The organism is Flavobacterium sp. PL02, from assembly GCF_035013205.1.
Taxonomy (GTDB): Bacteria; Bacteroidota; Bacteroidia; order Flavobacteriales; family Flavobacteriaceae; genus Flavobacterium.
This window is the reverse complement of sequence record NZ_JAYGJP010000002.1, coordinates 575,640-589,300: the sequence shown is the minus strand read 5'-3', so window position 1 is coordinate 589,300 and position 13,661 is coordinate 575,640. Positions and strand designations below refer to the sequence as shown.

The window sequence follows — 13,661 nt, the reverse complement described above, 5'->3', positions numbered from 1 at the left end:
TATTTAACTCAATTGTATGAATACTAACAAACTTACCGCATTGTTTTTATTTTTTTGTGTGACACTTTTTGGTCAACAAAAAATTACTGTAGATGATATTTTTAATGGAACATTTCGAGCTAAAGAAATGTTTAAACTACAGTCACTACACAATACAAATCAATATACTGTACTGAATTTTGATAGAGCTGGTAGAAGTATGCAGATAGATTTGTATGATTATGCTACATTAAAAAAAGGAGCAACTTTAATCGATACTAAAGATCATAGAAGTTTACCGATGATTGATAGTTATACTTTTGATGCATCAGAAAAAATGATTTTGTTGGCTTGTAATTCTAAAAAAATCTTCCGTCACTCGTTTACAGCAGATTATTATTTATATAATATAGGTACTAAAGAGCTAACTAAGCTTTTTGATTTTCAGGTTCAGGAGCCGACTTTCTCGCCTGATGGACAAAAAATCGCTTACGCAAAAGAGAATAACCTTTATGTTTATGATGTAGTTTCGAAGAAATCGACTCAGATTACAACAGATGGAAAGAAAAATTCGGTAATTAATGGTATTACGGATTGGGTTTATGAAGAAGAATTTGCTTTTGTGCGGGCTTTTGATTGGAGTAAAGACAGTAAGAAAGTAGCTTATATTCGTTTTGACGAAAGTATGGTTCCAGAATTTTCGATGTCAATTTTTAAGACTGATCTGTATCCTTCAATCGAAACATTTAAATATCCTAAAGCTGGAGAGAAAAATGCAGTAGTTTCGTTACATATATATGATGCGGCTGCAAATGCAACTAAAGAAGTTAAGCTTGGTAATTACAACGACTTTTATATTGCAAGAATGCAATGGACAAATGATAATAATACCTTATCTGCACAGGTGTTAAACCGCCACCAAAATAATTTAGATTTATTATTTGTAGATGGTACTTCGGGAACTTCGAAAGTCGTTCTTAATGAAAAAGATAAAGCTTATGTAGATGTTACTGATAACTTAACATTCTTAAAGGATAATAGTTTTATCTGGACTAGCGAAAAAGATGGTTTTAATCATATTTATTTATACGATAAAACTGGAAAACTTAAAAATCAGGTTACTAAAGGAAACTGGGAAGTAACTTCATATTACGGATTTGATGAAAAAACTAAAACTGTTTTTTATCAATCTACAGAAAATGGGTCAATCAATCGTGATATCTACCGAATTGCACTTGACGGAAAAAATAAAATACGTTTATCTAAAAACGTAGGTACTAGTAAGGCAACCTTCAGCCCGAATTTTGAATACTACATTAATACATTCTCAAGCGCTTCTCAGCCTACAACTTATACTCTTAACGATGCTAAAGCCGGTAAAGAATTACAAGTAATAGAAAACAATGAGGCATTGGCTTCTAAACTTAAAGGCTATAATCTTGCTACTAAAGAGTTCTTTGTGTTGAAAACGGCTAAAGGAAACGAATTAAATACTTGGATTTTAAAGCCTAAAGATTTTGATCCTGCTAAAAAATATCCTGTTTTTATGTTTCAATATTCAGGACCAGGTTCTCAGCAAGTGGCTAACCAATGGAATAACTCTAATGATTACTGGTTTGAAATGTTAACGCAACAAGGTTATATCGTTGCTTGTGTGGATAGTAGAGGAACAGGTTTTAAAGGAGCTGATTTTAAGAAAGTAACTCAATTGCAATTAGGGAAATATGAAGTTGAAGATCAAATTGATGCTGCTAAAGTAATTGGCGCTTATCCTTATGTTGATGCTTCTAGAATTGGAATTTTTGGATGGAGTTACGGAGGTTTTATGGCTTCGAACTGTATTTTCCAAGGAAACGATGTGTTTAAAATGGCTATTGCTGTTGCTCCTGTTACTAACTGGAGATTTTATGATACGGTTTATACTGAAAGATATATGCAAACTCCTCAGGAGAATGCAAGTGGTTATGATAATAACTCTCCTATTAACCATGTAGATAAATTAAAAGGGAAGTTTCTTTTAATTCATGGATCTGCGGATGATAATGTACATGTACAAAACTCAATGCAAATGATGGAGGCTTTAATACAAGCTAACAAACAATTTGATTCGCAAATTTATCCAGACAAAGATCACGGTATTTATGGCGGAAAGACTAGAATTCAGCTTTATAATAAAATGACTAACTTTATCAAGGAGAACCTATAACATAAAACTAATAAACCTAAATAAATAATGAATAATATGAAAGAAACAGAAGTAAAAACGGCGCATCCAAAAGGGCTTTGGGTATTGTTTGGAACCGAGATGTGGGAGAGATTCAATTTTTATGGCATGCGAGCCTTATTGACTTTATTTCTTGTAAATTCATTATTAATGAAAGAAGAAGATGCTTCATTAATTTATGGAGGTTTTCTTGGTCTTTGTTACCTTACACCAATGCTTGGAGGGTTTATTGCAGATCGTTTTTTCGGAAACAGAAACTGTATTCTTCTTGGTGGTTTAATGATGGCAATTGGACAATTGTTATTGTTTACTAGTGCCAGTGTTTTTGGTTCTGATTTAAATTTTGCTACTATTATAATGTATTGCGGATTGGGAGTTATCGTTTTTGGTAACGGTTTCTTTAAGCCAAATATCTCTAGTATGGTAGGAAGTTTATATCCTAAACAAGAAAAAAGTAAGCTTGATACTGCTTTTACTATTTTCTATATGGGTATTAATTTAGGTGCTTTTCTTGGGCAATCTATTTGTCCTTTATTAGGAGATGTAAGAGATACAGGTGGAGTTAGGGATATTCACGCTTTTAAATGGGGATTCCTTGCTGCTTCGATAGCAATGTTTTTAGGAACAATGCTTTTCTTTTTCTTAAAGAATAAATATGTGGTTACTCCAGAAGGAAGACCTTTAGGTGGATTACCGTCTAAAAATGTTGCTGCAGATTTTGAAGAAGGTGAATCTCAAAAAGCTAACTTTTCTCAAACTGCATTGACAGTTGCTGGTGTAGCATTTTTCGTTATAGGTGCAATTGTTCATTTTGGTTTTGGTCAAAACTTAATTTATACTTTGATTTATTCAAGTGGTTTGACATTAGCAGGATTAATCGTTTCTGATTCTTCTTTAACAAAAATAGAAAGAGATCGTATTTTTGTAATTTACATCGTTTCTTTCTTTATTATCTTCTTCTGGGCTGCGTTTGAGCAAGCTGGTTCATCTTTAACTTTTATTGCAGATAACCAAACAGACAGAAACTTCTTTGGATGGGCAATGCCTGCTTCGATGGTACAAATCTTTAATGGTTTATTTGTGGTAGTTCTTGCAGTTCCTTTTAGTATTTTATGGGATAAATTAAGAGCTGGTGGTAAAGAACCAATCTCGCCTGTAAAACTTGCTTTTGGTTTATTGATTATTACAATAAGTTTCTTCATGATTGCTACTCAGGTTAAAGTAATTGGAACTTCAGGATTGTTAGCTATCAAATGGTTGATTTTATTATATTTATTAAATACTTGTGCTGAGCTTTGTTTGTCTCCAATCGGATTGTCTTTGGTTGGTAAGCTTTCGCCAAAACGTTTCTCTTCATTATTATACGGAGTATTCTTCTTGTCTAATGCTTCTGGTTATGCTTTAGGTGGTACTTTAGGTTCTATCTTGCCTGCAACAGGAGATAAATTTGTAAAAGCTAAAGAATTAGGTATAGATTTACAGGCTGTTCTGGATAAAACTATTACGCCAACTGCGGCTCAATTAAAGTTATTGGCAGAGCATCATATCAATGATCATAACCCTGTTTTTGCAGGTTTCGAAATTCATAACTTATTCGAGTTCTTCATGGTGTTTGTTATTTTAACGGGATTGGCGGCTATAATCTTGTTTGCACTGTCTCCGGTTTTAAAGAAAATGATGCACGGTGTTAGATAAAAAATAATAATAATATATAAAAATTACCTACAGGTTTAGACTTGTAGGTAATTTTAATTTTAAAGAGTTTATAGTTATGTGGAAAAAACATCCTAAAGCATTGCCTTATTTGTTCTTATCTGAAATGTGGGAGCGTTTTGGTTATTATTTAATGATTGGAATTTTTACTTTATATCTTAAAGATGTAAAAGAAGGTTTTGCAATGACCGAAAAAGAAGCTTCTGATTTGTATGGGACTTTTATTGCATTGGTTTTTCTAACACCTTTTATTGGAGGTCTTATTGCTGATAGATATTTAGGGTATAAAAAATCTATTGTTATTGGTGGAATTTTAATGGGGATTGGTTACTTCCTTATGGGGGTACATGATGTCACGGTGCTTTATATTGCTATGACTTTGGTAATTGTAGGGAATGGTTTTTTTAAGCCAAATATTTCTACCTTATTAGGGAGTTTTTATAATAATGAAGAGTATAAAGATAAAAAAGATGAAGGTTACAATATTTTCTATATGGGAATTAATGTTGGGGCTTTTATTTGTAATTTCTTTGGTGCTGCCTTGCAAATTCTTTTAGGATGGCATTGGGCTTTTATGGCTGCAGGTGTAGGAATGTTTATAGGTGTTATTGTATTTTTATTAGGTACAAAACATTATGTAGGACACGATCAGAAAAAAGGAGTGCAAGAAGGGGATATGCCGTTTTATAAAATTGTCTTATTTATTTTATTGCCTTCATTTGTTTTTGGTGCAATAGGTTGGTTGTTAAAAGGAGTTACTTCAGAAGCTAATCCGGATAGTTATATCTTTGGATCAGATAGTACAGATGCATTTATTTTTGCTTGTATTCCGATAATCTTCTTTTATGGGTCGCTTTATTTTAAGGCTAAAGTAGAAGATAAACGTCCAATTGGTGCCTTGTTGGCAATTTTTGCAGTGGTGATTTTATTTTGGGGAGTATTTAAGCTTAATGGTTCGGCGCTTACAACTTGGGCTGACCGTTATACAGATAGAGAAGTTACTGGAACTGCTGGACAGATTGTAGGTAACGTAAAATTAGCAAAAGAAGTCGAGTATAAAAAAGTATCTACAGAGCTTTATGATGATCAGTTCCGTTTGCAAAAAGTTAATGGAGTTGTTGAAAAAGTAGAGGATTATCCGTTGTATTTTAGAAATGTTGCTCCAGAAAAATTACCCGAAGAAGGAGCCAAAGTACATCTTTGGGCAACAAATTTAAGCCAGTCTATTAACCCAGCCTGGGTAATTATATTAACGCCATTGATTGTTGCTTTTTTCTCTTTTTTACGAGCAAGAAAAAAAGAACCATCAACACCTACGAAAATTGCTTTTGGTTTATTAATTTCGGCGCTGTCAGTTTTAGTTATGATTGCTGCTGTAGAAATTGGAAATGATGGAGCAGAGAAGGTTAGTGCTTGGTGGTTGGTAGCAAATTACGGAATCATAACAATCGGGGAACTATTTTTAAGTCCCATGGGATTATCGGTGGTGTCTAAATTAAGCCCCGTTAATATTACTTCCTTAATGATGGGAGGTTGGTTTTTATCAACTTCTATAGGGAATAAACTAAGTGGAGTTTTAGCGAGTATGTGGGATACATACGATAATAAAGCCAACTTTTTTTGGGTGAATTTTGCATTGTTGATGTTTGCAACTATATTGATGTTTGCTTTGGTAAAGCAACTCAACAAGGTGATGAAAGAAAAAGGAATCAATTAATTATTTATAAATAAATGGAACATAGTATTACTTTAGATGAAATACAAAATTTTAAAGGCAAGTACCCAAAGCAATTATGGTATTTGTTTTTAGTCGAAATGTGGGAGCGTTTTTGCTTTTACGGTATGAGAGGTGTTTTGGCATTTTTCATGGTCGACCAATTAGGATTATTAGAAGGAAAAGCAAATTTGCAATATGGAGCCATACAGGCATTTGTATATGCTTTTACTTTTATTGGAGGTATTTTTGCCGATAAAATTTTGGGATTTAAAAAATCATTGCTTTTTGGTGGAATCGTTATGATCATAGGAAACTTGATTATTGCAGCCTCGCCACATGATTTTTTCTACTACGGTATTACGCTGTCGATTATCGGAACAGGATTTTTTAAGCCAAACGTTTCTTCTATGGTTGGAGAGTTGTATCATGAAAATGATGGGCGTAGAGATGCTGGATACGGAATGTTCTATGCAGGTATCAACATTGGTGGAATGTTAGGTGGAGCTATTCCTATTTATTTAGGGAAAAATTACTCTTGGAGTTTATGTTTCCTTTCTGCTGCTATTGTTATGATTATTGGTGTAATCACTTTTCTATTAACAAAGAAACATTTAGCGCCTATTGGTAATTCTCCATTGGAGAAATTTACTCCAAAAAAGCGTAATACATATGAAATTGGAGTGTATATAGGTTCGTTATTGGCAATTCCGCTTATTTATATAATGGTAATAAATTCTGATTTTACAGAATATTTCATGTACACTATTGGTGCCGTTGCTCTTTTATATTTCTTGTATGAATTACTAAGAATTAAAGATCGTAACCAACAATATAAATTGCTTGCAGCATTTGTCTTTATCTTCGGGTATTTTATGTTTATGGCTATCTCTGAGCAATCGGGTGGATCATTGTCATTGTTTGCAAAAGATAACCTGTCTAGTCAGTTATTGTTCTTTAATATTGATCCAAACGTAGTTAATAATAGTATAAACTCTTTATACGTTATTATTTTTAGTCCACTAATCGGGTTATTATGGATATTCCTTTATAAGAGAAAAATTGAGCCAAATACAGTTGTGAAATTTGGATTCTCATTCATTCTTCTTGCAGCTGGATTCTTTATATTTTATAGTGCTCGTTTCTTTGTTGATCCAAATGGTTTGAGTTCGCTTAACGTATTTGCTTTAGGGTATTTAGTATATACACTTGGGGAATTATGTATTGGACCAATTGGAATGTCGGTTATTACTAAATTGTCTCCTAAAAGACTTTTTGGAATGATGATGGGATTATGGTTTTTATCAAGTGCATTTGGACAATTTGCAGCCGGGAAATTGGGTTCAGAAATGTCGAATGCAAATACAGGAACTACATTAATGTCTAAGTTACTTGCTTACACAGATGGATATTATCATTTAGCTATTTATTCGCTTATAGCGGGTATTGTTTTGATCGTAAGTACTCCATTGATTAAAAAATTAATGCAAGAAGTAAAATAGAAAATATTTTCTAGTTCATTTTTTCCTTAAATTTGAAAAAAAATAAAAACAAGATGAAAAAGATATTTATTGCATTGTTACTTATGTTAGGTTCTTTTGCTGTTGAAGCACAAGAATTAAAATGGTATACAGATGTAAAAGAAGCAATTGCTGTAAGTAACAAAGAGAAAAAACCAATGTTGTTGTTCTTTACTGGTAGCGATTGGTGTGGATGGTGTATTCGTTTGCAAAGTGAAGTTTTAAAAACACCTGAGTTTAACAAATGGGCAAAGGATAATGTTGTTTTGGTTGAATTAGATTTTCCTAGAAGAACAGCGCAAACTCCAGAAGTTAAGGCGCAAAATAGTGAATTGCAACAGGTTTTTGGAATTCAGGGTTTTCCAACCGTTTATTTTACTAAAGCGGAGAACAAAGACGGAAAAGTTAATTTTCAAGGGCTTGGTACTACAGGATATGTAGCTGGCGGACCTACGGCTTGGCTTGCTGTTGCAGACGGGATAGTTAATCCGGTTAAGAAATAATTAAATGATTTAGATAGTTTCTAGTAACTATCAATAAATAAAAGAAGCTCTTTTCGTTTTATACGGAAAGAGCTTTTTGTTGTTTATAAGGTAATTCATTTGGTTTTTGGGTTCTGAATATTGGTTTTTTATTGGATGTTTAAAATATTAGTTATAAAAAAACATAAAATATATTTTTAGTTATAAAATAATTTGGATAATTAAAATTAAATGTTAATTTCGTTTACCTTAACTAACCAAAAACCAAATTTAATATGATGAAAAAACTACTTGTATCCCTATTTTTTTTAGGATTTATTACAATGCAATCGCAGAATTTAGTTTGGAAAACAAATATTAATGACGCTATTGAATTAAGTAACCAATTAAAAAAACCTATGTTGATTTTGTTTACTGCAAATAATCTAGCCGATAACTTACAAAACGAAATAATGAGAACGCTGGACTTCGCACTTTGGTCTAGAGATAATGTTGTTTTAGTAAAATTAGATTTATCAGATAGTCAAATTTCAGATAGTGACAAAGAACAGAATATTAAGCTCAAAAATGCTTTTGGAGTTCAGGATCTACCTGAGATTTGTTTTGCGAATGCTGTAGTCAGAAAAAATAAAACTACTTTTCAGGCACTGGGTAAAATGGCTTATAGCGGAGGCGGAGTAAAAGCTTGGATTTCGGAGTCGAATGCGCTTTTGCATCCTAGTGAATTTTAAATATTACTTTAAAAGAAGTTATAATCCTGATAAAGATTAAAAAAAGCCAACCATATAAGTTATGTGAGTTCATTTAAGAGTGCCATTTGAATCTTATATTTTCTTAAATTCTTATATGGTTAAAACAATAATGTTACTATATTAATTCAATTTATAGAATCCTTTTTCATTAGTAGAATGAAAAGGGATTTTTTCTTTTAGGCACGTTTTCTTCCAATAGTGCTGAATCGATTTATAGTTTGTACCATCAGCAATAACCATTTTGGGTTGTGTGTTTTTTAATAGTCTTTCAAAATTTATTTTTGATGATTGTGTAATCATTATAATATCTGGTTTTATTCCTTTAGGATATATACCTGTACTATCTATAATCAGAATTTTATTTTTATTGAAGTAAGCAATGTTTTGAAGCTTTTCTCTTTTTGCTAACTTTCCAAAATTGCCTACCAAATAAGATGTCAATGAGTAATTGTTAGTGATGCTATTAGAGGAAGTGTCTGTAGTAAATAATTGTACATTGTTGCCTTTTCGTTCTGTAATCTGCGAATTCCTGGCTACATTATAAACGATCCATTCTTCTTGAATTTCTGTATCTTTTCTGTTTACTATAAAAGTAATTTGTAATAAAATTATTGAAGTTAAAGTGAATGCTAACTTTGTAAAAGTTGGTTTCTTGAACCAAATAGTTGCGGTAATGATTAATAAAAAAGAACTAATTAATAGATAAGTGTTAAACGAGATATCTCGAATAATAAAGCTTTCGAATGAAGCAATACCATTTATGATTTTGTTTAAATAGAATATACTTTTCTCCAGTAATTGGACAAGAATTAACGGAGTAACATCAAATGCCGCTAAAACCATTACTATAATTCCTAATATCATTATAACACTTAAAAATGGTATGATTACAATATTGGCAACAAAGAATAATCCTGGAAATTGATGGAAGTAATATAAACATAGTGGTAAAGTGCCTATTTGAGCTGCAAAAGATACTGTCAAAGCATTCCATATTGCAGTTGTGAATTTATGTTTTGGTTTCCAGATTGTTTTTAATATTGGCTGAAGCCAAATAATAAAAAATAAAGCCAAGTAGCTTAATTGGAAACCAACATCAAATAAAAAAGCGGGCTCAAAAAGCAGTAACAATAATATCGAAACTAATAGTGTATGATAAATGTTTACACTTCTTCTTAAATGATTTCCTAAGGCCACAAATGAAAACATTACCACAGATCGTAATACTGAAGGTGAAAACCCTGAAATAACAGCAAAAGAGAATAAAGAAATTATTAGTGCTATAAGCTTTATCAGCGAGCCTTTTTTAGTATTAGGAATCGGTTTTAAGAGATAAGTTATAAAGATTAATATATAGCCAACATGAAGACCAGAAACGGATAAAATATGAGTTACTCCTGCATATTGATAGTCTTTGATAATTTCGGGCGTAATATCTTGCTGCTGGCCTAAAATTAAAGCCAGAGCAACATTCATTTCGGTTTTATTAAAATTGTTTTTCTCTAGATTCTTTATAATGTTTGTTCGCATTCGAGCTGCATAATACCAAATGCTTTTCTCGATTTTAGAACTAATAGCAATATCATTGTTTTGTATGTACAATTGCGCATAGATATGTTTGTTATTTAAATATTTACTATAATCAAACTGGTTGGGGTTTTTGGGAGCGCTATTTTTAGATAAAAGACCTTTTGCCCGAATACAATTTCCTATTTCTAGACTTAATCCTGTACTGTCCTTCTTTATGTTAAGTATTATCTTACCGGAAGCAGGTTTTTGATCAATTTGGTTTACACTGGCAATATACCTGTCGCTGTAATTGTTGCTTTTTAATTTCTCACTAATAATACAATCTATTAAATGCGGTTTATCATAGATGCCTTCATAATTAGAGTAATTGTTTTTTTGGAATGATTCAGTATGAAGAGTTTGAGTTGTTATACCAATGCAACATGCTAATAAATAGGTTGCAATGCCAAAGTAAGTTGTTCTCTTTGGTTTTATAGTTGAGAAATAATAAAAGCCACAAAAAAGTAGTGTTGCTGTACCAAGGGGTACAAACGTAAAAGTTAAGGAAAGACTTAAATAATAAGCTAGTAAAATGCCTATTATAAAACTAATTGTAATTCTTACCAATGGAAATTGTAGTACTTTCATGTAGCTAAAATACGACAATTTTGTAAGAAATAACTTTAATTAAAAAAAAACAAAAATCTGAATTAATGATTGTAAAACTTAGTCAAAGTTCAAAACTTTGACTAAGTTAATTGTCATCCTGCTTCTTAATTTGAGCAGTTTTGTTTAAACCTTTGTAAAAGTTTTTTGAACTTTGGCAAAGGTAATTGCGTGAAGTAACCTAACGGGTTTTTAAAACCTGTTAGGTTTGTGTTAGGGAAAAAATATAGATTTAATTTACTTCTTGGTTATTCGATAACGCGATTTACTTGCGCATAGGAATCACGATAATATGGCTCTTTTGTAGACGAAATAATTACGCCTTTGGAAGTAGAGGAATGTATGAATTTAATTTCGTCATTATTAATTTCGACAATTAACCCGACATGATTTATTTGAGAACTTCTATTGGTTTTAAAAAATATTAAATCTCCTTTTTTGGCTTTATTTCGATTAATAACTTCTCCAACTTTAGACTGTTCGTATGACGATCTGGGTAATTTAATGTTTTCAGAATTGAATGTTGTAAATACCAAACCAGAACAATCGTAACCTTTATTTGTTGTTCCGCCAGCTTTGTAGCGCACACCAATATTTTCGGAAGCTGTATAAATTAAATCTTTAACAACTGCTTTTGGATTGTCTTCTTTTTTAGTGGTAGTAACAGACGATGTCGATTTACAAGATGCAAATAACAGTAATAAGGCTAGTATGGATAATATGTTTTTCAAGACAATGTTTTTTAAGCCGATGGACTATTTTTGTAAATCGGCTACGATTAATTTTGCCGTTTTTTCACTGGCACCAATTCCTCCAAGTTTCTCTTCTAATAAATCATAATTATGCAAAAGTGTTTTGCGGTAATTAGGTTCAAGTATTTTATTTAATTCTTCATTAATTCGTTTAGGAGTGCAATCATCTTGAATAAGTTCGGTAACTACTTCTTTATCCATAATTAAATTTACCAACGAAATATATTTAAGCGTAATAATGCGCTTTGCGATTTGGTAAGATGCCCAACTACCTTTGTAGCAAACTACTTCGGGAACCTTAAAAAGTGCCGTTTCCAGAGTTGCCGTTCCTGATGTAACTAAAGCAGCTGTAGAAGATTGCAATAGAGCATATGTTTTATTTGATACAAACTTTATGTTCTCGTTAGTAATAAAATGTTGGTAGAAAGAATAATCCTGACTAGGAGCGCCAGCAATAACAAACTGATATTCTTTAAAATCATTTACAACACTTAGCATAACCGAAAGCATTTTGGTAATCTCCTGTTTGCGACTTCCTGGTAATATGGCAATAATAGGTTTATCGCTTAAATTGTTTTCTTTTCGGAATGTCGTTTCGTCAAATGGAGGCTGGTTATGAATAGCATCAATTAGCGGATGTCCAACAAATTCTACTGGAAAATGATGTTTGTCTTCGTAAAAACTTTTTTCGAAAGGCAAGATTACAAACATCTTATCGATATCGTGTTTAATACTTGTAATACGGCTTTCTTTCCAAGCCCAAATTTGTGGCGAAATATAATAATGAGTTTTATAATTCAGCGCTTTTGCCCATTTTGCAATACGCATATTAAAACCAGGATAATCGATAAAAATTAATACATCTGGTTTAAATTGTGAGATGTCTTTTTTGCAAAAAGAAATATTACTTAGTATTGTTTTTAAATTAAAGATAACTTCAATAAAACCCATAAAAGCGAGCTCACGGTAATGTTTTACCAATGTTCCGCCAGTTTTTTGCATTAAGTCACCTCCCCAAAAACGAATATCGGCGTTTGGGTCTTCTTTATATAAGGCTTTCATCAAATTAGAACCATGTAAATCGCCTGAGGCTTCTCCTGCAATAATGTAGTATTTCATGTTTTTGTTTTTGCGAATGGTAGTTATCTAAGTTGTCATTAAATTGAGAATGACAATTTCTTTATAATTGCAAAGATAAATTAAATTAATAAAGTGAGAAGAGCTAATATGATAACTGCCAAAACAACACCTCTTGCTCTAAATTCTTTGTTTTGTTTTAAAAATACACCAAATGCTACTAAGGATAAAATAGACCCCAGAGTAATTACTTTGCCTAGATATCCGTAATTTTTGATGATTCGGATGCTTTCCATTCCGTTCGAAATATCAAAATCAGTAAGTAAAGTAAGAAAGAGAAAGCTTCCTAATAAAGAAGCCATCAATCCTATGATAAAACCTATAAGTAAATCTTTTTTATTTCTTGAATTATTCATTCCATTTCCAGGTATTAAGTTGTTGCATTGTATGATGTGCCGTTAAATCAAATTGTACTGGTACTACAGATATATAATCGTTTTCAAGTGCCCATTCATCAGTATCTTCGCCTTTATCCTGGTTTACAAATTCGCCCGAAAGCCAGTAGTAATCTTTGCCAGATGGAGTTTTTCTCTTATCGAATTTCTCCATCCATTGTGCTTTCGCTTGACGGCAAATTTTAATTCCCTTGATTTCATTCTCTTTTAATTTCGGAAAGTTCACGTTTAAAACAACTCCTTCAGGTAATTTGTTTTCTAGGGTTTCAAGAGTGATTTTTTTGATAAAAGATTTTATGCTTTCAAAATCTGCATTCCAGTCATAATCTAATAAGGAGAAGCCTATTGCAGGAATTCCTTCGATACCAGCTTCAACAGCTGCACTCATAGTTCCTGAATATATTACATTTATAGAGGAGTTTGATCCGTGGTTTACTCCCGAAACACATAAATCTGGTTTGCGTTTTAGAATTTCGTTTACTGCAAGTTTTACACAATCTACTGGAGTTCCAGAACAACTGTATTCTGTAACTAAATCTTCTTCTTTAGATAATTTATTTAGGTATAAAGTACTGTTTATAGTGATGGCATGACCCATTGCGCTTTGTGGTTTGTCTGGCGCTACAACTACAACTTCGCCAATTTGAGACATCACACTAATTAAAGCTCTAATTCCGGGAGCCGAAACGCCATCGTCATTAGTTACTAAGATCAAAGGTTTTTTTGAATTCATTTTGTAAAATATAAAGAAAAAATTAGGTATGTAGGGTTTTTATTAGCAAATGTAGTAACTGGTTTTCTTAAAATAGTAACAAAAT

Annotated in this window: 11 protein-coding genes; 6 read left to right on the top strand and 5 right to left on the bottom strand. The window is 32.0% G+C overall.

What is annotated here, in order from left to right; genetic code table 11:
- Positions 1–16 precede the first annotated feature (16 nt).
- The 6 genes from SHI72_RS10545 to SHI72_RS10520 all read left to right on the top strand — a co-directional run bounded on the left by SHI72_RS10545 (position 17) and on the right by SHI72_RS10520 (position 8,363).
- Positions 17–2,185 carry a S9 family peptidase gene (locus SHI72_RS10545; protein WP_323489928.1) on the top strand — a complete coding sequence of 723 codons (2,169 nt, stop codon included), beginning with the start codon at positions 17–19 and terminating at the stop codon, positions 2,183–2,185.
- Positions 2,186–2,221: 36 nt separating this feature from the next.
- A complete protein-coding gene (locus tag SHI72_RS10540; RefSeq protein ID WP_039116961.1) occupies positions 2,222–3,898 on the top strand; it encodes a peptide MFS transporter in 1,677 nt (558 codons plus the stop codon).
- A 76-nt stretch (positions 3,899–3,974) separates the two neighbouring features.
- Complete coding sequence (locus tag SHI72_RS10535) at positions 3,975–5,633, top strand: peptide MFS transporter (RefSeq protein ID WP_323489927.1); 1,659 nt, start codon at positions 3,975–3,977, stop codon at positions 5,631–5,633.
- Positions 5,634–5,647: 14 nt separating this feature from the next.
- Positions 5,648–7,132 (top strand): peptide MFS transporter, encoded by a 1,485-nt coding sequence (locus SHI72_RS10530; RefSeq protein ID WP_086894187.1) that lies wholly within the window; start codon positions 5,648–5,650, stop codon positions 7,130–7,132.
- 53 nt (positions 7,133–7,185) lie between these two features.
- Positions 7,186–7,653 carry a thioredoxin family protein gene (locus SHI72_RS10525; protein WP_039116877.1) on the top strand — a complete coding sequence of 156 codons (468 nt, stop codon included), beginning with the start codon at positions 7,186–7,188 and terminating at the stop codon, positions 7,651–7,653.
- A gap of 254 nt (positions 7,654–7,907) precedes the next feature.
- The gene (locus SHI72_RS10520) at positions 7,908–8,363 is read left to right on the top strand and encodes a thioredoxin family protein (RefSeq protein ID WP_323489926.1); all 456 of its coding nucleotides are present in this window, start codon (positions 7,908–7,910) and stop codon (positions 8,361–8,363) included.
- Between the two features lie 141 nt (positions 8,364–8,504).
- Here the strand turns inward: SHI72_RS10520 and SHI72_RS10515 are convergent, their stop codons facing one another.
- From SHI72_RS10515 to surE, 5 genes are all read right to left on the bottom strand, one after another.
- Positions 8,505–10,541 (bottom strand): ComEC/Rec2 family competence protein, encoded by a 2,037-nt coding sequence (locus SHI72_RS10515; protein ID WP_323489925.1) that lies wholly within the window; start codon positions 10,539–10,541, stop codon positions 8,505–8,507.
- A 266-nt stretch (positions 10,542–10,807) separates the two neighbouring features.
- Positions 10,808–11,290 (bottom strand): C40 family peptidase, encoded by a 483-nt coding sequence (locus SHI72_RS10510; RefSeq protein ID WP_039112505.1) that lies wholly within the window; start codon positions 11,288–11,290, stop codon positions 10,808–10,810.
- A gap of 24 nt (positions 11,291–11,314) precedes the next feature.
- Positions 11,315–12,430, bottom strand: coding sequence for a lipid-A-disaccharide synthase (gene lpxB, locus SHI72_RS10505; RefSeq protein ID WP_323489924.1), 1,116 nt, complete (start codon positions 12,428–12,430; stop codon positions 11,315–11,317).
- An 80-nt stretch (positions 12,431–12,510) separates the two neighbouring features.
- Positions 12,511–12,804, bottom strand: a complete 294-nt coding sequence (locus tag SHI72_RS10500) for a hypothetical protein (RefSeq protein WP_323489923.1) — start codon at positions 12,802–12,804, stop codon at positions 12,511–12,513.
- Positions 12,797–13,576, bottom strand: coding sequence for a 5'/3'-nucleotidase SurE (gene surE, locus SHI72_RS10495; RefSeq protein WP_323489922.1), 780 nt, complete (start codon positions 13,574–13,576; stop codon positions 12,797–12,799). The genes SHI72_RS10500 and surE overlap by 8 nt, the downstream gene beginning before the upstream one ends.
- Positions 13,577–13,661: the final 85 nt, after the last annotated feature.